Annotated in this window: 22 protein-coding genes; 15 read left to right on the forward strand and 7 right to left on the reverse strand. The window is 63.6% G+C overall.

Annotated features, from left to right (window positions below):
• Positions 1-13 precede the first annotated feature (13 nt).
• From AT395_RS10145 to iscX, 8 genes are all read left to right on the forward strand, one after another.
• Positions 14-1,237, forward strand: a complete 1,224-nt coding sequence (locus tag AT395_RS10145) for an IscS subfamily cysteine desulfurase (RefSeq protein WP_042115422.1) — start codon at positions 14-16, stop codon at positions 1,235-1,237.
• Between the two features lie 18 nt (positions 1,238-1,255).
• Positions 1,256-1,663, forward strand: a complete 408-nt coding sequence (gene iscU / locus AT395_RS10150) for a Fe-S cluster assembly scaffold IscU (RefSeq protein WP_010807462.1) — start codon at positions 1,256-1,258, stop codon at positions 1,661-1,663.
• A 30-nt stretch (positions 1,664-1,693) separates the two neighbouring features.
• Positions 1,694-2,017, forward strand: coding sequence for an iron-sulfur cluster assembly protein IscA (gene iscA / locus AT395_RS10155; protein ID WP_010807461.1), 324 nt, complete (start codon positions 1,694-1,696; stop codon positions 2,015-2,017).
• Positions 1,983-2,228, forward strand: coding sequence for a DUF3565 domain-containing protein (locus tag AT395_RS10160; protein ID WP_072632812.1), 246 nt, complete (start codon positions 1,983-1,985; stop codon positions 2,226-2,228). Before iscA ends, AT395_RS10160 begins: the two co-directional genes overlap by 35 nt.
• Positions 2,229-2,450: 222 nt before the next feature.
• Entirely contained in the window at positions 2,451-2,981 is a 531-nt protein-coding gene (gene hscB / locus AT395_RS10165) for a Fe-S protein assembly co-chaperone HscB (RefSeq protein ID WP_042115423.1), read from the forward strand.
• A gap of 86 nt (positions 2,982-3,067) precedes the next feature.
• On the forward strand, positions 3,068-4,945 hold the full coding sequence (gene hscA / locus AT395_RS10170) for a Fe-S protein assembly chaperone HscA (protein WP_042115424.1): 1,878 nt from the start codon (positions 3,068-3,070) through the stop codon (positions 4,943-4,945).
• Between the two features lie 23 nt (positions 4,946-4,968).
• The gene (fdx, locus tag AT395_RS10175) at positions 4,969-5,310 is read left to right on the forward strand and encodes an ISC system 2Fe-2S type ferredoxin (RefSeq protein ID WP_042115425.1); all 342 of its coding nucleotides are present in this window, start codon (positions 4,969-4,971) and stop codon (positions 5,308-5,310) included.
• 51 nt (positions 5,311-5,361) lie between these two features.
• Positions 5,362-5,553, forward strand: a complete 192-nt coding sequence (gene iscX, locus AT395_RS10180; RefSeq protein WP_042115426.1) for a Fe-S cluster assembly protein IscX — start codon at positions 5,362-5,364, stop codon at positions 5,551-5,553.
• Positions 5,554-5,728: 175 nt separating this feature from the next.
• On the opposite strand, the gene AT395_RS10185 is transcribed toward iscX, so the two are convergent.
• Complete coding sequence (locus AT395_RS10185) at positions 5,729-6,433, reverse strand: glycine zipper 2TM domain-containing protein (RefSeq protein WP_042115427.1); 705 nt, start codon at positions 6,431-6,433, stop codon at positions 5,729-5,731.
• A 383-nt stretch (positions 6,434-6,816) separates the two neighbouring features.
• Between AT395_RS10185 and AT395_RS10190 the strand changes: the two genes are divergently transcribed.
• Together AT395_RS10190 and AT395_RS10195 are read left to right on the forward strand one after the other, a co-directional pair.
• Positions 6,817-7,992 carry a glycosyltransferase family 87 protein gene (locus tag AT395_RS10190; protein WP_125347426.1) on the forward strand — a complete coding sequence of 392 codons (1,176 nt, stop codon included), beginning with the start codon at positions 6,817-6,819 and terminating at the stop codon, positions 7,990-7,992.
• 30 nt (positions 7,993-8,022) lie between these two features.
• Positions 8,023-8,625, forward strand: a complete 603-nt coding sequence (locus tag AT395_RS10195; protein WP_048629195.1) for a hypothetical protein — start codon at positions 8,023-8,025, stop codon at positions 8,623-8,625.
• Between the two features lie 250 nt (positions 8,626-8,875).
• On the opposite strand, the gene lysS is transcribed toward AT395_RS10195, so the two are convergent.
• The 4 genes from lysS to AT395_RS10215 form a co-directional block, all read right to left on the reverse strand.
• A complete protein-coding gene (gene lysS / locus AT395_RS10200) occupies positions 8,876-10,420 on the reverse strand; it encodes a lysine--tRNA ligase (protein WP_048629196.1) in 1,545 nt (514 codons plus the stop codon).
• A 16-nt stretch (positions 10,421-10,436) separates the two neighbouring features.
• Positions 10,437-10,916 carry an Ivy family c-type lysozyme inhibitor gene (locus AT395_RS10205; RefSeq protein WP_048629197.1) on the reverse strand — a complete coding sequence of 160 codons (480 nt, stop codon included), beginning with the start codon at positions 10,914-10,916 and terminating at the stop codon, positions 10,437-10,439.
• 3 nt (positions 10,917-10,919) lie between these two features.
• A protein-coding gene (gene prfB, locus AT395_RS10210) for a peptide chain release factor 2 (RefSeq protein ID WP_172417164.1) occupies positions 10,920-12,024 on the reverse strand; the annotation gives its coding sequence in 2 pieces (ribosomal slippage) (positions 10,920-11,951 and positions 11,953-12,024; 1,104 coding nt in all).
• An 81-nt stretch (positions 12,025-12,105) separates the two neighbouring features.
• Entirely contained in the window at positions 12,106-12,327 is a 222-nt protein-coding gene (locus AT395_RS10215) for a DUF1127 domain-containing protein (RefSeq protein WP_042115430.1), read from the reverse strand.
• Positions 12,328-12,554: 227 nt separating this feature from the next.
• Here AT395_RS10215 and AT395_RS10220 point away from each other — a divergent pair, with 227 nt between their 5' ends.
• The 5 genes from AT395_RS10220 to AT395_RS10240 all read left to right on the forward strand — a co-directional run bounded on the left by AT395_RS10220 (position 12,555) and on the right by AT395_RS10240 (position 18,044).
• Positions 12,555-13,451 (forward strand): LysR family transcriptional regulator, encoded by an 897-nt coding sequence (locus tag AT395_RS10220; protein WP_042115431.1) that lies wholly within the window; start codon positions 12,555-12,557, stop codon positions 13,449-13,451.
• 98 nt (positions 13,452-13,549) lie between these two features.
• The gene (locus AT395_RS10225) at positions 13,550-14,572 is read left to right on the forward strand and encodes a helix-turn-helix transcriptional regulator (RefSeq protein WP_048629199.1); all 1,023 of its coding nucleotides are present in this window, start codon (positions 13,550-13,552) and stop codon (positions 14,570-14,572) included.
• Positions 14,573-14,780: 208 nt separating this feature from the next.
• Complete coding sequence (locus tag AT395_RS10230; protein ID WP_231606132.1) at positions 14,781-16,955, forward strand: TonB-dependent siderophore receptor; 2,175 nt, start codon at positions 14,781-14,783, stop codon at positions 16,953-16,955.
• Positions 16,956-17,020: 65 nt separating this feature from the next.
• Complete coding sequence (locus AT395_RS10235) at positions 17,021-17,641, forward strand: hypothetical protein (RefSeq protein WP_048629200.1); 621 nt, start codon at positions 17,021-17,023, stop codon at positions 17,639-17,641.
• Entirely contained in the window at positions 17,631-18,044 is a 414-nt protein-coding gene (locus AT395_RS10240) for a cupin domain-containing protein (RefSeq protein WP_125347427.1), read from the forward strand. Before AT395_RS10235 ends, AT395_RS10240 begins: the two co-directional genes overlap by 11 nt.
• Positions 18,045-18,134: 90 nt before the next feature.
• Here the strand turns inward: AT395_RS10240 and recJ are convergent, their stop codons facing one another.
• Together recJ and AT395_RS10250 are read right to left on the reverse strand one after the other, a co-directional pair.
• On the reverse strand, positions 18,135-19,832 hold the full coding sequence (recJ, locus tag AT395_RS10245) for a single-stranded-DNA-specific exonuclease RecJ (RefSeq protein WP_048629201.1): 1,698 nt from the start codon (positions 19,830-19,832) through the stop codon (positions 18,135-18,137).
• Complete coding sequence (locus AT395_RS10250) at positions 19,829-20,908, reverse strand: hypothetical protein (RefSeq protein ID WP_042115435.1); 1,080 nt, start codon at positions 20,906-20,908, stop codon at positions 19,829-19,831. Before AT395_RS10250 ends, recJ begins: the two co-directional genes overlap by 4 nt.
• Positions 20,909-20,977: the final 69 nt, after the last annotated feature.

Consider the following 20,977-nt stretch of genomic DNA (forward strand, 5'->3'; position numbering starts at 1 on the left):
CCTGGAGCACCCCATGAAAAACGACACCCTCAACCTCCCCATCTACATGGACTACAGCGCCACGACGCCGATTGACCCGCGCGTCGTGGACAAGATGTTGCCGTACCTGCGCGAGCAGTTTGGTAACCCGGCGTCGCGCAGCCACTCGTTCGGCTGGGCTGCCGAGCAAGCGGTGGAAGAGGCGCGCGAGGAAGTGGCCAAGCTGGTGAACGCCGATCCGCGCGAGATTGTGTGGACATCGGGCGCCACCGAGTCGAACAACCTCGCCCTCAAGGGCGCCGCTCACTTCTACCAGGGTAAGGGCAAGCACCTCATCACGGTGAAGACTGAGCACAAGGCGGTGCTCGACACGATGCGCGAGCTTGAGCGTGAAGGCTTCGAAGTCACGTACCTGGATGTGAAGGACGACGGTTTGCTCGATCTGGAAGTGTTCAAGGCAGCGTTGCGCCCGGACACGATCCTCGTTTCGGTCATGGCGGTGAACAACGAAATCGGCGTGATTCAGGATATCGCAACGATTGGCGAGATCTGCCGTGAGAAGGGCATCATTTTCCACGTCGACGCCGCACAGGCGACCGGGAAAATGCCGATCGATCTGAACACGCTGAAGGTCGACCTGATGTCGTTCTCGGCACACAAGACGTATGGCCCGAAGGGTATTGGCGCACTGTACGTGCGTCGTAAGCCGCGCGTGCGTATCGAGGCACAGATTCATGGCGGCGGTCACGAACGCGGCATGCGTTCGGGCACGCTGGCCACGCACCAGATCGTCGGCATGGGCGAGGCGTTCCGTCTTGCGCGTGAAGAAATGGCAGCGGAGAACGAGCGCGTGCGTATGTTGCGCGACCGTCTGCTGCGCGGTCTGACGGAAATGGAAGAGGTGTATGTGAACGGCGACATGGAGCACCGTGTGCCGCATAACCTGAACATCAGCTTCAATTTTGTCGAAGGCGAATCGCTGATCATGGCGATCAAGGATGTCGCGGTGTCGTCGGGTTCGGCGTGCACGTCGGCCTCGCTGGAGCCTTCGTACGTATTGCGGGCGCTGGGTCGTAACGACGAACTGGCGCATAGCTCGATTCGCTTCACGGTGGGGCGTTTTACGACGGAGCAGGAAGTCGATTACGTGATCGAACTGCTCAAGGGCAAGATCGGCAAGCTGCGCGATCTGTCGCCGCTGTGGGAAATGTACAAGGACGGGGTCGATCTGAATTCGATCCAGTGGGCCGCACACTGAGCATTCAAGGAGTTAGCCATGTCGTACAGCAAGGAAGTTCTGGATCACTACGAAAACCCGCGTAACGTTGGCTCGTTCGAAAAGGGCGATGACGCCGTCGGTACCGGTATGGTCGGCGCCCCGGCTTGCGGTGACGTGATGAAGCTGCAGATTCGTGTGAACGAAGCCGGCGTGATCGAAGACGCCAAGTTCAAGACCTACGGCTGCGGTTCGGCGATCGCTTCGTCGTCGCTCGTGACCGAGTGGGTCAAGGGCAAGACGCTGGATCAGGCGCTCGACATCAAGAACACGCAGATCGCGCAAGAACTGGCGCTGCCGCCGGTGAAGATTCACTGCTCGATTCTGGCTGAAGACGCCATCAAGGCGGCTGTGGCCGATTACAAGCAGAAGCACGGCCAGTCGGCCGAGCCGGCAAAGGCCGCCTGAGCGGCGCGACGGATAAAGGAATCAGGCAAGATGGCCATTACATTGACCGAGAAGGCCGCGCAGCACGTTTCGCGTTATCTGACGCGGCGCGGCAAGGGCGTGGGCCTGCGGCTGGGCGTGAAGACGACCGGTTGCTCGGGCCTGGCCTACAAGCTGGAATACGCCGACGACGTTGCGGGTGAAGACACGGTCTTCGAGAGCCATGGTGTCAAGGTGATCGTCGACCCGAAGAGTCTGCCGTACATCGACGGCACCGAGCTGGACTTCGCTCGCGAAGGCCTGAACGAAGGATTCCGCTTCAACAATCCGAACGTCAAGGATGAGTGCGGCTGCGGCGAGTCCTTCCGCGTCTGACACCGCGCCGTTGCGCGAGATCGCCGGTTTTCGGCTAGACGACGAAAACCAGTGGGTCGCGCGACTGGTGTGCGGGCATGGGCAACATGTCCGGCATCTTCCCCCGTGGCAGATCCGGACATGGACGCAAACCCCCGCAGGCCGTGACGCGATGCTCGGCACCCGCCTGCCTTGCCGCAAGTGCGAGCGAGGCGAGCCGCCGGACGCATGAGGTGCATTGGCACGCCGGCACTTCAGACACCGTTTGCGATGCAGTGTGATCGCGCCTGACGCGCCCGGTGAGGGCAAACGGGGCGAGCTTGCCGGACGGTGAGTAGCAGCGTAGGCAGCAAGGCGGCGCGAGCCGCTTTTTTTACGGGCCGAAGGCGGGCCGGGGCGGGCGAAAGCACGCGATGAGCTATCGCATCGACGTCCGTAACGAATAAAGAGTGCGATGAGTGCGTTGACTGACAACTATTTCACGCTGTTCGATCTGCCGCAGCGCTTTGCGCTCGATATCGAGGCGCTAGAAGCGGCTTATCGTGCGGTGCAATCGCGTGTGCATCCGGATCGATTCGCGAGCGCGAGCGACGCCGAACGGCGCGTGGCCATGCAATGGGCCGCGCAAGCGAACGCCGCCTATCGCACGTTGCGCGACCCGCTGCAACGCGCGACGTATCTGCTCACGCTGCAAGGCATCGATGTGGGCGCGGAGAACAACACCGCGATGGCCCCCGATTTCCTGATGCAGCAGATGGAGTGGCGCGAAGCGATCGACGATGCAGTCGCGGCACGTAATATCAACGCGCTCGAGGCACTTGCCCGATCCTTGCGCGACGACCGTCGCGTGCGGCTCACCAAACTTGGCGACTGGCTCGATAGCGGCGCTTGGCAGCCGTCGGCGGAAGCCGTGCGGCAACTGATGTTCATTGCGCGCGCGGAAGAGGATATCGCGCAGCGCATCGAAATGCTGGAAAACGCGTGACGGCCCGGTGCGGCGCCGCCACATGTCATTGAGAACTGCTTGAGAACAGGGCGCGCGCGCCAGCGCGTCGCCCGCATTGCAAAGTCATGGCCCTTCTGCAAATTTCCGAACCCGGCATGTCCCCCGCGCCGCACCAGCGGCGACTCGCCGTGGGCATCGACCTGGGCACGACGCATTCGCTCGTGGCCTCCGTGCGCAGCGGTGTGGCCGAAGTCCTCCCCGACGAACAGGGCCGCGTGCTGTTGCCGTCCGTTGTGCGTTATCTGGGCGGCCCCCGCACGCAGATCGGTTACGACGCCAAGGCGGCGGCGGCTACCGACCCGCGTAACACCATCGTCTCCGTTAAGCGCTTCATGGGCCGCGGGCTGGCCGATGTCGCTCACGCCGACAACGCGCCGTACGATTTCGTCGATGCACCCGGCATGGTGCAGATGAACACCGCCGGCGGCGTGAAGAGCCCGGTGGAGGTGTCTGCCGAAATTCTGGCCACGTTGCGTCAGCGCGCGGAAGATACGCTCGGCGACGATCTGGTGGGCGCGGTGATTACCGTGCCCGCGTATTTCGACGACGCTCAGCGTCAGGCGACCAAGGACGCTGCGCGTCTGGCCGGTCTGAACGTGCTGCGCCTGCTCAACGAGCCGACGGCGGCGGCCATTGCGTACGGCCTCGATAACGGCGCGGAAGGTCTTTATGCCGTCTACGATCTGGGCGGCGGTACGTTCGATATTTCGATTCTTCGTCTGACGAAGGGCGTGTTCGAAGTGCTTGCGGCGGGTGGCGATTCCGCGCTCGGTGGCGACGACTTCGATCAGGTGATCTACCGCTGGGCGCTGGACGCCGCGGGGCTCGACGCGGCATCGCTCACGCCTGAAGACGTGCGCGGCCTGCTCGATCACGCGCGCACCGCGAAGGAAGCGTTGACCGACGCCGAACAAGCGCCGATCTCGCTCGCATTGTCCGGCGGGCGCACCGTTGCGCTGCAACTCACGCGCGAGCAATTCACGGCGCTGGGCGCACCGCTCGTGCAACGCACGATCGGCCCGATGCGCAAGGCGTTGCGCGATGCAGGAATGGGGCAGGAAGACGTGAAGGGCGTCGTCCTTGTGGGCGGCGCGACGCGCATGCCGCAAGTGCGCGAGGCCGTGGCGAACTTCTTCGGTCGCGAGCCGCTGGTCGATCTCGATCCGGATCAGGTCGTGGCGCTCGGCGCCGCCGTGCAAGCCAACCTGCTGGCGGGCAATCAGGCGGAAGGGGAAGACTGGCTGCTGCTCGACGTCATTCCGCTCTCGCTCGGTGTCGAGACGATGGGGGGCCTTGTCGAAAAGATCATTCCCCGTAACGCGACCATTCCGGTAGCCCGCGCACAGGAATTCACCACCTTCAAGGACGGCCAGACGGCGATGGCCATTCATGTGCTGCAAGGTGAGCGGGAACTGGCATCCGATTGCCGCTCGCTGGCCCGCTTCGAGTTGCGCGGCATCCCGCCGATGACGGCAGGTGCGGCACGTATTCGCGTGACGTATCAGGTGGACGCCGACGGTCTGCTGTCCGTCTCCGCACAAGAAATGCACTCGGGGGTGGCCGCGTCTATCGAGGTCAAACCGTCGTACGGTCTGGCAGACGACGACATTTCACGCATGCTTCAGGACAGCTTCGGCTCGGCCGAGCAGGACATGCGGGCCCGCGCACTGCGCGAGCAACAGGTGGAAGCCGAGCGCCTGCTGGTGGCGATCGACAGCGCCCTGCATGCCGACCCGGAATTGCTCGACGCCGACGAGCGCGCAAAGATCGACGGCCTGCTGGCCGATTTGCGCCAGAAGGCTTCCGGCGACGATCAGACCGCGATCAAGGCGGCGACCGAAACGCTCTCGCACGCGACGGACGAGTTTGCCGCACGCCGCATGGACAAGAGTATCCGCGCAGCGCTGGCCGGCCGGCGCGTGGCGGACATCGACAAACTGTAAGACACACACGGAAACCGAAAGCCATGCCTCAAATCGTTGTATTGCCTCACGTCGAGCTGTGCCCCGAGGGCGCCGTGCTGGATGTTCCGACGGGCACTTCCGTGTGCAGAGCGTTATTGGATAACGGCATCGAGATCGAGCATGCGTGCGAATTGTCGTGCGCATGCACTACGTGCCACGTGATCGTGCGCGAGGGCTTCGAGTCGCTGGAGCCGGCGGAAGACGAGGAAGAAGATCTGCTCGACAAGGCGTGGGGCCTGGAGCCGACGTCGCGGCTGTCGTGTCAGACCTTGGTGCCTGCCGATACGGATCTGGTCGTTGAGATTCCGAAGTACACGATCAACCACGCCAAGGAAAACCATTGAGCAACGCCACCGGCGTTGTGGTGACAAGTCAGGAGAAAAGGAGCCTGCCCCATGAAATGGACTGACATTCAGGACATCGCGATTGCGCTCACCGAAGCCCATCCCGATGTCGACCCGCAGTACGTTCGCTTCACCGACCTGCACAAGTGGGTCATGGCGCTCGACGGTTTCGACGATTCGCCGGACCGTGCCGGCGAAAAGGTGCTGGAAGCCATTCAGATGGCGTGGATCGACGAAGTCTGACGATTGCGTATCGCGCGGATATCGCGTTGATCGATGCCAAGAGGAGGAACCTTCTTCGTGTCTTGGCAACGGTGCAGGCAAAACAAAAGCCGCTCGAAAGAGCGGCTTTTGTACTTTCTGCGGTGCCCGTCACGGCGAATGCAGGGATGACAGCGGCTGGCACCCAACCCCCCAATCATCCGGCTCGCACCAACCCGTTGTTCTCAAGACGTACGCGGTCTCCCGGCTGCACGCCAGGTGCCGATTGATACGTCCAGTAGCGTGTCTTGCCCGTGTCCATGCGGACATACACGCGATAGACGGTCTCGGAGCGGACGCGCTTTTCGACTTCGTTGCCCGCCAGACCACCGCCCAGCGCGCCCACTACGGTCATTGCAGTACGGCCGTTACCTGCGCCGAACTGATTACCCAGCAGACCACCGGCGACCGCTCCACCGACGGCGCCAAGACCCGAGGCGCTACCCTGCGTGCGGATCGGCTCGACCGACTGCACGGTGCCGCACGTCGAGCAGGTCGCTGCCTTCTGCTGCGAGGGCGCGGCCGAGGTTTGTGCATACGAAGGCTGCGGGGCAGGGGCGCGCTGTACGGGCGCTTGCGGTGGCGCATATTGCGCTTGCTGCGGGGCTTGCTGCTGAGCCGGCTCACCTTGTTGCGAGACTTGCGACTGCCCCTGCGGGGATTGCAGCGACGACGACGATTGTTGCGTCGACGTCAATGCGTACTGCGAATTGTTGCCGGTCGGCGCGGGGCCGTCGGTGCTTTTGGCCACAGGCAGCACGCCCGTGATCGCGGCGACACCGAGCAGACTGACAACTACGATGCTGCCGGCGGCGGCAGCGATCAGCGGATGCATGCGACGCGGTTGCAGATCGTTATCCATATTGTTTTCTCCATCGTGCGGTTGGCGCGAACCCCTTTCTGCGTGCTGGCGTGCACGGGGGCTTCGCATGGGAAAAGTTTCCTTCACCGCAGGCGCGGCGTACGTTTCATTTTGTAACGCGATGTAAGATGTGCGTCGCAGCGACACCTTGCGCGCGTGCTGCAATGGCACGATAAATCCATGAAAAATATAGATATTTGATTTGTTTGGCCTCATTCCTCGCGCCATTCGCACGAGGGGGGCTTAACAAATGAAACAAGTCGTGCGGGAGGGCAGACGTGGGTCGTCGGGCAGGGTCATCCGTTGTGCCGCTGGCATCCGAGAGCGTTGGCTCAGGCCGCCCTGTCGTGTCGCGTGGCGTCGTCGTGGCGGCGAGCGTCGTCATGTTTGCCCAGTGGTTGGCGTTGGGCGCATGGGCCGTGAGCTGGTTGACGGGTCTCGCCACTGGCGTGCAAGGCATGCCGCCGCTGGGACACGACTTACGCGTTTTCTGGACCGTATCGTGGCTCACCCGTCATGTCGATGCGCTTGCGGCATTCGATCCCGCGACGTTCGTGCCCACTATGCTCCGGTTCTTTCCCGCCTATCCGGAGGCTGGATACTGGCTCTATCCGCCCACATTTCAATGGCTCATCCAGCCACTGTCGTGGGTCACCTATCCGTGGGCCTATGCGGTGTACGTGATCGTTAGCGTGACGGCATTCGCCGTGGCGGTGCGGGAGTGGCGGCGGCGGGCGCGTTGGCCCTGGGTTGTCGCGATGGCGTTTCCGGGGTTATGGGCCGCGTTACTCGCCGGTCAGAACTCAATCGTCACACTGCTGTTGATGACCGTAGCGCTTACCTATTCGGGCTCTCGGCCGCTGCTGGCGGGATTTTGCGGCGGGTTGCTGGTCATCAAGCCGCAACTGGCGATATTACTGCCGCTGTGGTGGCTTTGCGCGCGGCAATGGCGCGCTTTGGGGGCGATGGCCGTGAGCGGCGGTCTCTGTTGCGTGCTCTCGTTGGCCTGGTCGGGATGGCCATTGTGGGCCGCATTCTTCGCCGCCGTGTCGCAGTTCAATGCGGAGGTGGTGCAGCGCGGCGCAGGCGGCATCTGGCACGCGATGCCAACAGTGTTTGCGGCGGCGCGCCTGCACGGTGCGTCGTTGCCTGTTGCCTACGTGCTTTACGCCTTCGTGGCCAGCCTGTCGGTGTTGCTCTGCTCGTGGTTGTGGGTGAAGCGTGCGCCGCTGTCGTTGCGAGTTGCCGCCGGTATGATGGCAACGCTGCTGGTTCAACCCTATCTCCTGTATTACGAACTGGCGTGGCTGATCGTGCCGCTGATGTGTCTTTCGATGTTGCGCGACGCGGCACGCACGAGCGAAGGTCATGCTCCCGGTGTGCGACTCGCCGACGGACTGCTCGCCGCCATGTGGCTGCTGCCGCTGCAAGCCTATCTGGCGGTGCTCTGGATGCCGCTGGGGCAGTGGGGTGTCGTACTGTTGCCGTTGACGGTGCTACTGATCGCCGCGCATGCGCGGCGATGGTGGCGCGCGCATAATGGCACGCATTGCCTGTGAACGTCGTCTTTGTCGACTCGTCCAAACCTCATGATCGATACATTGCCCCCGCTGGATACACCGCTTGATGCTGCCGCCCATCTGCACGTCTACCCGTACGTAGTGTCACGTCCCTGGGTCGATGCGCACGATCCGGAGGGCGATGTCAGCGAGCCATTCTCCGATGATGTCTTCGTCACGCTCGTGCTCGATGGCCCGGGAGGACTACGCAGGCTGCAATCGCAGGATCTGCACGAGGCGGGTCTGACGTTCGAGGCGACGTTCGCACAGGCGGCGTCGAATCTTTCGCGGGCGTGGTCGGCGCGTCACTTCGAGTTCGGCATTGCGCGGCTGGACGACGGTACGCTCATCGGTGGCTGCCGTGGCAACTGGATGGCGCCTGCCGGTGGCCTGGTGCTGGGGAATCTCTACCAATCGATGGTCGAGCATTTCCAGGTGCCGGAGTTCGCTGCCGTGGCCGTCAACCGTACCTTTCTTCTCGCGTTTCCGACCGACGAGAAGACACTATCCTCGCTGGCACTGCGCCAATTGGTGGAGGAGGGGGCGAGCGGCGCGATCCTGCCCATTTCGCGTAGCTGGCTGCGACTTGATGGCGACTGGCCGTCCGCTTATCACGGTGAACCGGCATTTTAAGCCGGGTGTCAGGTCGCACACGGGGAGGCGACAAACGTGGGGCGTTGGCGTTTCTCGTCTGCTAGACGGCACAGTCCGCTGCTGTCACAGGAGAGAACACATGCTTGCCTCGGCCCCCATATTCGATGGGTCTTATCGTTGAGGGCAGTCGCCAGACGAAAAATGCCGCAGCCCTTGAAGGAACTGCGGCATTTTTGATTCTCTTGTGCCGTAAGGCACGAGGCGAGGCTACTCGCCTTGCACGCTGGGCTCAGTCTTCGCGGCGCAAGTGCGGGAAGAGCAGCACGTCGCGAATGTTCGGACTGTCGGTAAGCAGCATGATCAGACGGTCGATGCCGATACCGCAGCCGCCCGTCGGGGGCATGCCGTATTCGAGCGCACGAATGTAATCGGCGTCGTAGTACATGGCTTCTTCATCGCCAGCGTCTTTTTGCTCGACCTGTGCCTGAAAGCGCGCGGCCTGATCTTCGGGGTCGTTCAGTTCCGAGAAACCGTTTGCGATCTCGCGGCCCGTGATGAACAACTCGAAGCGCTCGGTGATGCCCGGCAGCGTGTCTGACGCGCGTGCCAGCGGCGAGACTTCCACCGGGTAATCGACGATGAAGGTCGGCTCCCACAGTTGGCTCTCTGCCGTCTCTTCGAACAGCGCCAGTTGCAACGCGCCAAGACCGGCGTTCTTGAACTGGGGTGCATCGACCTTCACACCGTACTTGCCTAGCGCACCCCGCACGAAGTCGATGTCGGCGAGTTGCGCATCGGTGAATTCCGGCGCGTACTTGCGGATCGCTTCCACAATCGTCAGACGATGGAACGGCTTGGACAGATCCAACTCGCGGCCTTGATATTCGATGGTCGCGGTGCCGCGTGCGTCGACGGCGGCGTTACGGATCAGCGCTTCGGTGAAGTCCATCAGCCAACGGTAGTCCGTATAGGCCGCGTAAAACTCCATCATCGTGAATTCCGGATTGTGACGCGGCGACACGCCTTCATTGCGGAAGTTACGATTGATCTCGAACACACGCTCGAAGCCGCCGACGATCAGGCGCTTCAAATACAGTTCCGGTGCGATACGCAGATACATCTGCATGTCGAGCGCATTGTGATGCGTGATGAACGGCTTGGCCGCGGCGCCGCCCGGAATCGGGTGCAGCATCGGGGTTTCGACTTCCATGAAGTCGGCGTCCGTCATGTGCTTGCGGATCGAGGCGATGGCCTTGGCGCGTGCACGGAACGTGTTGCGGGTTTCGGGCGAGGTGATCAGATCGACATAGCGTTGGCGGTACTTCGTTTCCTGATCCGACAGGCCGTGGAACTTGTCCGGCAGCGGACGCAGCGCCTTGGCGAGCAAACGCAGTTCCTTCACCTTGACCGACAGTTCGCCGGTGCGGGTGCGGAAGAGCGTGCCGGTCGCGGCAATGATGTCGCCGATGTCCCAGCCCTTGAAGGCCGTCATGGCGTCAACGCCGACGTCGTCGCGGCTGATGAAGAACTGGATCTGACCGCTGCCGTCCTGCACTGTGGCGAACGCGGCCTTACCCATTACGCGCTTGAGCATCATGCGCCCAGCCACCGACACCGGGACGGGTTCGGCTTCGAGCGTTTCGTTTTCCACGTTCTCGAAACGCGCTTGCAGATCGCCGGCGTGATTCCCGGGGCGGAAGTCGTTAGGGAACGCCACGCCGTTGGCACGCAGTGCCTGCAACTTCTCGCGACGCTCTGCGATGAGCTTGTTTTCGTCCTGCGGCGGGTCGCCAGCCGGAGTGGCCGCTTGGGCCGGAGTGTTTTGATCGGTCATGATGCGAGCGATGAGGTTATTCGGTAAAACGCAGCGTGTGCAGCAGGGCATTCTTGAGCGAGCCGTCGGGCGCGCCCAGCCAGATCAGTTCAGTGCGATCCTGACGCGGCCCGGCGTTGGCCGCCGCACTCGGGTCTCGCACGAACAGTGCCGCGATCGCCTGTGAGCGCGGCTCATACAAAATGTGGACGTACTCGCTAGGGCAGTCGTGCGGCTTGCAGCTCTGTACCAGCAACCACGGCTTGCCTGCCACGCTCACGCGTTGCGACGGCGTGGACGTACCCCCCTGACGCACCCACGCGGGCACACCGCGCGGCGCGACGATGCGCGCATAAGCGCCTGAGAAGTCAGGGCGCTTGAGCAGTTCATGCAGGTACGGTCCCGTCTCGGGATTTGCACCGGGTGCGCCCGGCGTGCTGGCCGGAGCGGCAAAGGCGGCGCGCTGCATACACAGCGCGCTCACCACCCACACGGCTAGCGTGCGGACAAACGCCATTCCTTACACTCCCTGCTTGAGACTCGCGGAGATGAAATCGTCCAGATCGCCGTCGAGGACCTTGCCGGTATTGCCGGTTTCCACGCCAGTGCGCAGGTCCTTGACTCGAGACTGGTCGAGCACGTACGAGCGAATCTGATGGCCCCAGCCCACATCCGTCTTGCTCGACTCCAACTTGTCCTGTTCGGCGCGGCGCTTGCGCATTTCGTGTTCGAACAGGCGCGAGCGGAGCATGTCCCACGCTTCGGCGCGGTTGCGGTGCTGCGAACGGTCGTTCTGGCAGGCCACGACGATGCCGGTCGGGATGTGCGTCAAACGCACGGCGGAGTCGGTCTTGTTGATGTGCTGTCCGCCTGCACCGGAGGCGCGATACGTGTCGGTACGCACGTCGGCCGGATTGATATCGATCTCGATCGAATCATCCACTTCCGGGTACACGAACAGGCTGGCGAACGACGTGTGGCGGCCGCCCGACGAGTCGAACGGCGACTTGCGCACCAGACGATGCACGCCGGTTTCGGTGCGCAGATAGCCGTATGCGTAGTCGCCAGTGACCTTCAGCGAAGCGCTCTTGATGCCGGCGACGTCGCCGTCCGACACTTCGAGTACTTCGGCCTTGAAGCCTTTGCGTTCGCAGTAGCGCAGGTATTGGCGCAGCAGCATGCCGGCCCAGTCGTTGGCCTCGGTGCCGCCGGCGCCGGCCTGGATGTCGATGAAGCAGTTGTTCGGGTCGGCCGGATTGTTGAACATCCGGCGGAACTCCATATCGCCCACGCGCGCGGCGAGACCCTGCGTGTCGCTCTCGAGCGCCAGCAGCGAGTCTTCATCGCCCTCGTCGCGAGACATTTCGAACAGTTCCTGCGTATCGGAAAGGCTGGCGTCGAGTTCGGTCAGATTGGTGACGATGCTGTCGAGCGCCTTCTTTTCCTTGCCCAGTGCCTGCGCACGCTTGGAATCGTTCCAGATGTTGGGGTCTTCGAGTTCTTTGTTGACTTCAATCAGGCGAGCTTGCTTGACATCGAAGTCAAAGATACCCCCTGAGCTCGCCAACGCGAGTGCGCAGGTCGGCGAGCAGGGATTCAAGTGCGTTAAGGCGTTCGGCTTCCATGAGCTATGACGATTGCGAATTCGGGAAAACCGCAATTATAGCGCAGCGAAGCCCCCGTTCCCCCTACATTTCAGGGATGGCTCAGCGTGCAGCGTGACGCAGACCGAAGGCGTCGCGGGCATAGCCGACATCGGCGAGCGAGGTGTCGTCCAACGAGGCGAGGGCTTCCGCCTGCAGCGTCTGTTCATAGTGCAGGCGCCATTGATCGATGGCGCGGAAGAACAGGCCGAGTGGCGTGACCGGCGCGGCAACCACCGGGGCGGGGGCGTTGACTTGAGCTGCGGCGGACAGAGGGCGGAACATGATGTGACTTCCTTCGGAATTGGCGCGTACTGACCGAGGGGCGGGATGCCGTGGCAGACGTCGCACTAGGGATAACCCGGATCTTATGCCTTTCCGTTGTGCTAAAAAAGTGAAATATTCAGGCTGTTTAATTCACTATTATTGAAGTGTTGCCGCTCGTCGCTTAACATTCTTCAGTTCACTCCCTCTCTTCACCTTGTTTTCGCGATCCGGCCCGGGAGACGCTCATGGATTTTCTGCAACTTCAGACCTTCAAGGCCATCGTGGACGAGGGCAGCGTACTGGGCGCGGCCGAGGCGCTGCATTGCGTGCAGTCGAATGTGACGGCCCGCATCCGGGCGCTCGAGCATACGGTGGGGGTAAAGCTCTTCCATCGGCAGGGGCGGCGTTTGCAACTCACGCCCAGCGGGCGCACGCTGCTTGGCTATGCCGATCGGATTCTGGCGCTTTCGCGCGAAGCCAGCGCCGCGCTCAATCCGGCAAGCGAGCCGTCCGGCGACTTTTCGCTGGGTGCCATCGAGTCGTCGGCCACGTCGCGGTTGCCGGCGGTGCTGGCGCGGTTCCATGCGGCGTATCCGAAAGTCCGGCTCAATCTGGTGACGGACACGTCGCTCAATCTGCTCGACGAGATCCAGCACGGTCGCGTGGATGCGGCGCTGATCGCGGGGACCGCCTGCCTCGAAGCGCAGGCGCAAACGGTGGTCGTGTCCGACGAGGTCTATCGAGAGCCGATCGTACTGGTGGCGCCGGCGAGGGCGGGAGAGGTGCGCCAAGCATCGGACCTGTCGGGTGCAACACTTCTGATGTGGCCGCTGGGTTGCCCGTATCGCGCCACGATGGAGCAATGGCTGGCGGCAAATGCCGTTACGCCGGGGCGCATTCTGAGCTACGGCAGTTACGCCACCATCGTGGCGTGTGTCGGCGCTGGCGTTGGTTATTCGCTCGTGCCACGCGGCATCTATCAGCGGTACCGGCAGGAGGCGAACATCGTGGGGCACGCGATGGAAGATCTGGCGGCCGTGCCGAACTTCTTCGTCCGGCATCGGGGCGTCGACGTGCACCCCGCGCGCGACGCCTTCTTGCGCGTCATGCATGAGTACGTTGCCGAAGCGCAGCCCGCTTAGTTTTCCCGCCGGACCGGAACCCAGGCGACACATTGCCTAAATCGGATCATAAAATGATAATGTGTCTCATTATCATTTGAGTTGAGGATGATCCGGAGATGGTTGATGCTCAACCTTGGCGGCACGTCGTCGATATCGAAGGGCTGTCGCTCGTGCGGGGTGTGGTACGCCCGCAGGCGGGCGAGTCGGTGCGCGAAGTGCTCGCCGGAGGCGATATCAAGATCGTGTTTCTGCTCGACGGGGCGTTGCAGTGGGGCGCAGGTGGCACACCGCTCCTGAGCGCGGAGGGAGGGAGCGTGAACGTCTGCTTCGGTGCGGCTGCGCTCGATATCGATAACGTTTATGGCGAGTCGGACACGTTGCGCTACTGTAGTCTGCGGCTCTCGGAGCGTTACCTGCAAGCGACCTGCGGGCTGGATGCACATTCGCTGACCCGCCGGTGGCGCGAGGCGGTGAGCGGCGGGGCGCGCGTAAAGGGGAATCCGGGGAATCCAGGGAATCGGGGGAATCGGGGCGATTGGTGCGAGAGCGGCGCGGTGCTCTCGCGCGCGATGAGCGCGCACGAGTGGCAGTGGGCTACCGCAATGACTTCGCAAACGGACGACGATGGCGACGCATCGTGGCAACGCCTGGCGCTTGTGGGGCAGACATTCGATGCGTTGGCGCGATGTGCGGCCTATATCCCCGATTCGGCAACGTTTCCGCATGCCCGGCATGCCCCCGGCAAGGCGCGTGGCCAATCCGCCTTCTCTCCTGCGCCAAAGATCGCCGCCGAGTCTGCTCGCGAGCGGGTCACGCGCCGCGCAGTATTGGCGGCGCGCGATGTGCTCGACGAGCGTTTGCAGACGCCCCCATCGCTGCCCGTACTGGCGCGTGAGGTCGGCATCAACGTTAATAAACTGTGTGCCGGTTTTCGCGCGCAATTCGGCACGACGGTACACGGTTACGTGCGTGAGCGGCGTCTCGCGACCGCGTTCGAACTGCTTAGCGCACGACGTATCAGTGTGAGTGAGGCGGCGTGGCAATGCGGCTACACCGATTCGCATTTCGCGAAGGTTTTCCGTGCACGCTTCGGCATGTTGCCCAACACCCTCGCGCGCGATGGCGTTTCGGCGAGATAGTCCATCGGAACGACGAATGTGCCGACGCCTCACTTTGTGATGCCATCGCCAGCGTTGGTGATGCAAACGCGAGTGGCGGCGACGCACCCCCGGCACGATAACGAGATCGATTCTCAGTCTCGTTTGTGTGTTGCCGATGTCTTCCAATATCAAAAATCGTTCTTGCGTCAACTCTCGGGAATCTCTGGAATCTCGATTTTCGACGGTCGTGCCCGGGGTGTGGCGCGCCGTCGCCATCGCGGCGGTTGCCGTCGTCGCGGGCGTGGCTGTGACGCCAGCGCTCGCACAAAGCGCTTCTGCGGCAGCTGTCGCTTCGCCGTCATCACCTTCGCCCGACGCGTCCGATTCGTCGCCGCAAACGGCGGCGTTACCCGTCACGCAGGTCAGCGGCACGCCTGAGCGCGACGCCGCCACGCAAGGCTCGTTGCTTGGCAGAGTGGCGCCGTCGGTGCGCGACATTCCGCAGACCGTTACGGTGGTCGACGAGAAGCTCATGCAGCAACAGGGCGCGCACTCTATCGAGGACGTCCTGCAAAACGTCCCCGGTATTACTGTGCAGCCCTACGTGTTGCTCACCACGGCGTTCTACTCGCGTGGCTTCAAGCTCGATGCTTTCGAGCAAGACGGCGTTCCCGTGCTCATGGCGAACACCGCGGCCGGGCCGCAGGATATGACGCCCTACGAACGGGTCGAGGTCATTCGGGGCTCGACCGGGTTATTTCACGGCACGGGCAATCCCGGGGGGCTCGTCAACCTGGTACACAAGCGTCCGGGCAAGACGTTCGCTGCCTCCGCCGCCGTCACGCTGGGCAGTTGGGACCGCTATCGAGAGGAGGCCGACATCGGCGGCCCGCTCAACGCCAGCGGATCGTTGCGCGCTCGCGTGGCAGTGTCCGACGATCGGCAACGCATGGCCTACGATGTCGGCCGGCAGCATGCCACGACCGTCTACGGGGTGGCCGAAGCCGATCTCACGTCGTCAACGCTGCTGCGCGTGGGCGTGCAGCATCAGCGCACGACATCGACGCCAAACCTTGCCGGCGTGCCGTTCTCGAACACCGGTGGCGATTTGCACTTGCCGCGCTCGACCTTCCTCGGTTCGTCGTGGGACACCTTCGACTGGACCGAGACCCGCGTGTTCGGCACGCTCGAACAGCAACTCGGCAACGGCTGGGCGGCCAGGCTCTCGGCAAATTATCTCGATGCGGGCGGCGATCTGAAGTACGGCGTGGCGTTCGGGGCGATCGATCCTGCAACGGGGGCCGGCAGCCAGCTGACCGGCGCCGCGTATCGCTTCGACAACACGCAGACGGGGGTGGATTTGCAGGTCGACGGCCCCGTGAGGCTGTTCGGTCGCGAACACCATCTGCTCTTCGGATTGCAACGCCTCGAAGCGACTACGCAGCAGCGCAGTGCCGCGTTGATCCCGTCGGTGAACGGCAAGCCGGTCAACATCTTCCGTTGGGACCCGAATGCCGTGCCCGAGCCCGCCACCGGGCCATTTTCGAACGTGACACCCACGCGTACCGTGCAGAACGGGGCCTACGCGATGGGGCGCATACGTTTGGCGCAGCCGCTGACCCTCGTGCTCGGCGCGCGGGTGTCGTGGTGGGATCAGCACGCGCCGTCGAGCCGCTATCAAACGGGCGCGAAGGCTACGCCCTATGGCGGCGTGGTGTTCGATCTCAACGACAAGTGGTCGCTGTACGCGAGCTATGCGGACATCTTCCAGCCGCAAACCGTACTCGATGCGGGCAACAATTTGCTCAAGCCGATCACGGGGGCGAGCTACGAGGCCGGGGTCAAAGGACAGTTGTTCGACGGCGCGCTGGACGTCTCGCTCGCGGTCTTCCGCATTCGCCAGAAGAATCGGGCGCAAACCGATCCGAGCGTGCCGTGCGTGGGCACGACGTGCCGCTATATCGCGTCGGGCGAAGTGCAGAGTCAGGGCGTAGAGGTGCAGGCCAACGGCCAGATTACAGACGCCTGGAACGTGTTCGCAGGCTACACCTTCAATACCACGAAGTATCTGCGCGACGCCACGATGCAAGGTCAGTCGTTCGCGGATTTCGCGCCGCGTCACTTGCTGCGGCTGTGGACGAACTATGACCTGCCGTTCGATGGGCGGCGCTGGAGCGTGGGCGGCGGTGTCGACGTGCAGAGCGAAACATCGGCGACATCGAACGGCATACAGCTACGGCAAGGCGGCTATGCGACGGTAAATCTGCGCGCGGGCTATCGCTACAACAAGCATGTCTCGGCGTCGCTCAACCTGAACAATCTGTTCGACCGCAGCTACTACCAGAGTCTGTCGAATACGAGTTGGAACAACCACTACGGTACGCCGCGCAGTGTGATGCTGACCTTGCGCGCCGATTACTGACCTCTTGGGCGAGCGCGCAGGAGATTCCGGTCGCGTTCGTCTCTCATTCTCGAAGGAGTGAATACATGAACAAAACAACGATGTTGACGCGGGGCGTGCGTGCAGCGGCAATGGCGATGACGATGATGATGATGGGGGCGACCGGGTTGGCAGGTGTCTCGATGGCGCAGGCGCAGGTGGCGTCGCCTGTCGCCGGGGCGAGTCTGTGCGAGGCACCGGCGACGGTGTTGGCGCTGCGAGGCACTTACCAGCTTGACGGCGAAGGGCCGCTGCCAATCGAGCTGGTGCTCGTGCCCCGTGAGGGCGCGTCGGCCCGGCTGTTCGAGGTGACGGGGCTGGTCTCGGAGGGCGAGCACCGGTTTGGCGTGACCGGCATGGCGTACTGCACGGGGGCCGGGGATGCCACGCTGGCGTTCGACGTGACGATGAGCGGGGGCTTTCACGACACGCCGGTCGACGATGAGTTGCGCCGCGCGTGGCCTGCCGGCAAGGCGCCGAAACGCGCCAGTTCGGCGGGCACGAGCGTGGTTCACGCGGAGGTGGCGCTGGCGTCGATGCGCGGCTGGGCAGAAGCCATGCGCACCATTGTGCTCACCGGTCAGCGGGTGATGGGACCGCGCCATGTGTCGGCGACACTCGTGTTTAACGGGGCAAGTGCTACCGGGGAGGCCGGCCGTGGACACTGATGAAGGAGACGGCGCGTTGGGTGCGCGCCTGCCCTGGATCTGCGGGAAGGGCCGCGATGCGCTCGTCGGCCTCTATGACGACGGCATGCTTGCAAGGCTTCCCACCCGTGGTGGCGCCCGTCGCATGATCGGCATGTTCGATGCACCGGACGATGCGTCGGTGCACGCGGACATCTGGGAGTGCCACGACGCGGGCGACGAATTGCTGATGGTCGCGCGGGGAACGCTGGCCGTCGATTACGTGGACCAGGCGGGCGTGTCGAGAACGCTAGAGATCGTGGGGCCGCGACTAGCGGTGGTGCCATCGCGCTGCTGGCACCGAGTGCGGGTGCTGGTACCCGCCGTGCTGGCCTTCGTCACGCCGACAGGGCGAACACGTCGCGCGGCGCAACCGTTTGGGTGATTCCGGGATTGGGCTTGCCGGGAAACGGCGATGTGGAGGAAGGCGACGGTGTGTGCCGATAGGGCATGAACACCGTCGCCGCGAGGCGCGTCAGGCCTGAGCGTGTTCCACGATCATCTGCACGCGCGAGACGCCGTTGAAGGTGTCCGCCGCCAATCGATACGCGAACTGCGCGCGACTTGGCAACGTGTCCGCGTGATTGAACCAGATGGCATTGAAACGCATACGTCCACGACCGAGTTGCAGCTTCAGATGCTTGTCCTTGAGGATGGCTTGCGAGAGGACGTCGAATTCGCCCGAGAACACCGGGGGCGGAAAGCCTTGCCCCCACACCTGCGCGTCGAGCAATGCGACGAACGGCGGCACGAAGCACTCGTCGCCGATATCGCCATCGGTTTCGATCACGCGTGAGAGCGTCTTCTCGTCGAGCCACGCCTGTCCGACCGCCTCAAACGCGGCTTGAAAGCGCGGCAGGGCGTCGGCGGCAATCGTGAGGCCCGCTGCCATTGCGTGTCCGCCGAATTTGGCGATCAGACCCGGTTCGCGCTTGGTGACGAGATCGAGCGCGTCGCGCAGGTGGAAGCCTGGAATCGAGCGGCCGGAGCCCTTGATCTGGCCGTCGTCACCAGGGGCGAACACGATGGTCGGACGGTAGAACTTCTCTTTCAGACGCGCAGCCACAATCCCGATCACGCCTTGATGCCACGTCTCGTTGAATGCGCAGAGCGTGGTCGCGGCCCGGGGATCGAAGCGTGCCAGGTCGGCCAGCGCTTCCTGCTGCATGCCCGCTTCGATTTCGCGGCGTTCGCGATTCATCGCGTCGAGTTCTTGCGCAAGCGTCCACGCACGGCCGTCGTCGTCCGTCAGAAGACATTCGATGCCCAGCGACATATCGGCGAGGCGTCCGGCGGCGTTCAGGCGCGGCCCCAGACCGAAGCCCAGATCGAAGCTGCCCGCCTGCCGGGCATTGCGGGCGGCTGCACGAAAGAGCGCGTTGATGCCCGGGTGCATGCGACCGGCGCGCATCCGTGCGAGTCCTTGCGCCACCAGAATGCGGTTGTTGGCGTCGAGTTTGACGACGTCCGCAACCGTTCCCAGCGCGACCAGATCGAGCAGCGTGTCGAGACGCGGTTGTTCGCGTGAATCGAACGCACCGCGTGCGCGCAATTCGGCGCGAAGCGCGAGCAGCACGTAGAACATCACGCCGACACCGGCCAGATGCTTGCTCGGAAATTCGCAGCCGGGCTGGTTCGGATTGACGATGCAGCGCGCGTTGGGCAATTCGTTGCCCGGCAAATGGTGATCCGTCACCACGACTTCGATGCCGAGCGTCTGCGCGGCGGCCACGCCATCGAGGCTGGCAATGCCGTTATCGACCGTAATCAGCACGTCGGGCGGCCCTTGCTTGCCTTGCGCGGCCAACGCTACGATTTCCGGCGTCAGGCCGTAACCGTATTCGAAGCGGTTCGGCACCAGATACTCGACTTTGGCGCCAAACATCCGCAGGCCGCGCACGGCCACGGCGCACGCGGTCGCGCCGTCGCAATCGTAATCAGCCACCACCAGCATGCGCTTGCCGGCGGCAATGGCGTCCGCAAGGAAGGCGGCGGCGTCCTGCGCCCCCTTGAGTTGCGTGGGGGGAATCAGACGGGCGAGGGCTGTTTCGGTCTCTGCGCTCTCGGCCACGCCGCGCGCGGCGAACAGGCGGGCGAGTACCGGGTGGACACCGTCGCGCGAGAGGGCTTCGGCCGTCGCGTCGTCGACAGGGCGGGTGACGATGTCGGTCATGCCACTTCCTCACCCAGCCGGGCGAGCGGCACCATGCGGGCTTCGAGCGACTGGCGGCGCCAGAACTTGCGCAGATCGCTGCTGCGCGAGCGGATCGTCACGCTGTGGCTGTCGCCGCACAGGGTGAGGGCGACTTCGCGTGCCTGGCCCTTGGTCACGCGCTCCAGCGCGGGCGCCAGCCAGTTCTGATCGATGGCGACCAGCGCATCGCGCCAGCGCGCCCAATCCTCCATGAGGAAATGCGGCGTCAAGGTGTCGATTTGCACGAACGTCCGCCCGTTTGCCGCTGCAAGGCCTGCCTGCGTGCCGTGCAGGGCGATTTGCAGATGGTTTGCCAAACCGCGCGTGGCGGGGTCGTCCGCCAGAATGGTCACGCACGGCCGGTTCAGGCGCGGGGCGGCGATGCGCTGGCCGCCCGCATATAGCCAGATGGCGTTGACGGGCGGCAGGCGGCGCGCTTCGCGAGCCTGATTGGCCGGATGGTCGTACCAGGCCATTTGCACTTCGTTCTGCCACTTACGCCACGTTAGTTCGGCCTTGCCTTGCGGCAGCCAGATATCGACGTTACGGCCGGCGGCGCGGGCGGGCGATGCCGTGAGCAGGTCACCCAGCGCCGGCGCGCTCAGATACCACCGGTCGGCACGCGGAGCGATCAACTCGCCGCCTTCTTCAGCGAACAGCGCGCGCGCCGTGGCGAAGAGGGCGGCCGATTCCTCGGTGCTCAGTTCCAACTCGGCCGGGTTCGTCAGTACCAGGTGATCGGTGGCGATATGGATGTGCGCGGGCTGCGCGCAGTACCAGAAGCGGGTGTCGAGCGAGCCACTGTCTTCGAACAGCATGAAGGGGGCCAGCGGCGCGCGCGAAGGCACGCCGGGCAGGCCAAAAGCGTCGGCCAGCCAGCGTTCATGCGGTAGCGTGGGGACAAACGGGTCTTCCGGCACGTCCTGCGCCGACTGAACGCCGCGCGCGAGCAACTTTTCGAGCGCGGGCAACTCCAATCCGGCCAGCAGTGCGGGCATATGGGCCGACGCGGGCAACGCGAACGGCAAGAGAAAGTGCAGGGCAGGTGTATCCATGTCGAGGCGAATTGTATGGCAAACTTCGCGCTGGCAGTTGGGTGACCCTGACGTCAGGTACGGAACGTA

This window comes from Pandoraea apista (assembly GCF_001465595.2).
Classification (GTDB): domain Bacteria; phylum Pseudomonadota; class Gammaproteobacteria; order Burkholderiales; family Burkholderiaceae; genus Pandoraea; species Pandoraea apista.

What these genes read in the sequence shown, in the direction of transcription:
- AT395_RS10190 (WP_125347426.1), top strand. Translation starts at nt 6,817, where the DNA reads ATGTTTGCCCAGTGGTTGGCGTTGGGCGCATGGGCCGTGAGCTGGTTG.
- iscX (WP_042115426.1), top strand. Translation starts at nt 5,362, where the DNA reads ATGAAATGGACTGACATTCAGGACATCGCGATTGCGCTCACCGAAGCC.
- recJ (WP_048629201.1), bottom strand. Translation starts at nt 19,832, where the DNA reads ATGACCGACATCGTCACCCGCCCTGTCGACGACGCGACGGCCGAAGCC.
- AT395_RS10205 (WP_048629197.1), bottom strand. Translation starts at nt 10,916, where the DNA reads ATGGCGTTTGTCCGCACGCTAGCCGTGTGGGTGGTGAGCGCGCTGTGT.
- AT395_RS10215 (WP_042115430.1), bottom strand. Translation starts at nt 12,327, where the DNA reads ATGTTCCGCCCTCTGTCCGCCGCAGCTCAAGTCAACGCCCCCGCCCCG.
- hscA (WP_042115424.1), top strand. Translation starts at nt 3,068, where the DNA reads ATGGCCCTTCTGCAAATTTCCGAACCCGGCATGTCCCCCGCGCCGCAC.
- AT395_RS10225 (WP_048629199.1), top strand. Translation starts at nt 13,550, where the DNA reads ATGGTTGATGCTCAACCTTGGCGGCACGTCGTCGATATCGAAGGGCTG.
- AT395_RS10160 (WP_072632812.1), top strand. Translation starts at nt 1,983, where the DNA reads ATGAGTGCGGCTGCGGCGAGTCCTTCCGCGTCTGACACCGCGCCGTTG.
- AT395_RS10250 (WP_042115435.1), bottom strand. Translation starts at nt 20,908, where the DNA reads ATGGATACACCTGCCCTGCACTTTCTCTTGCCGTTCGCGTTGCCCGCG.
- AT395_RS10185 (WP_042115427.1), bottom strand. Translation starts at nt 6,433, where the DNA reads ATGGATAACGATCTGCAACCGCGTCGCATGCATCCGCTGATCGCTGCC.
- AT395_RS10235 (WP_048629200.1), top strand. Translation starts at nt 17,021, where the DNA reads ATGAACAAAACAACGATGTTGACGCGGGGCGTGCGTGCAGCGGCAATG.
- fdx (WP_042115425.1), top strand. Translation starts at nt 4,969, where the DNA reads ATGCCTCAAATCGTTGTATTGCCTCACGTCGAGCTGTGCCCCGAGGGC.
- lysS (WP_048629196.1), bottom strand. Translation starts at nt 10,420, where the DNA reads ATGACCGATCAAAACACTCCGGCCCAAGCGGCCACTCCGGCTGGCGAC.
- iscA (WP_010807461.1), top strand. Translation starts at nt 1,694, where the DNA reads ATGGCCATTACATTGACCGAGAAGGCCGCGCAGCACGTTTCGCGTTAT.
- AT395_RS10195 (WP_048629195.1), top strand. Translation starts at nt 8,023, where the DNA reads ATGATCGATACATTGCCCCCGCTGGATACACCGCTTGATGCTGCCGCC.
- iscU (WP_010807462.1), top strand. Translation starts at nt 1,256, where the DNA reads ATGTCGTACAGCAAGGAAGTTCTGGATCACTACGAAAACCCGCGTAAC.
- AT395_RS10220 (WP_042115431.1), top strand. Translation starts at nt 12,555, where the DNA reads ATGGATTTTCTGCAACTTCAGACCTTCAAGGCCATCGTGGACGAGGGC.
- hscB (WP_042115423.1), top strand. Translation starts at nt 2,451, where the DNA reads ATGAGTGCGTTGACTGACAACTATTTCACGCTGTTCGATCTGCCGCAG.
- AT395_RS10145 (WP_042115422.1), top strand. Translation starts at nt 14, where the DNA reads ATGAAAAACGACACCCTCAACCTCCCCATCTACATGGACTACAGCGCC.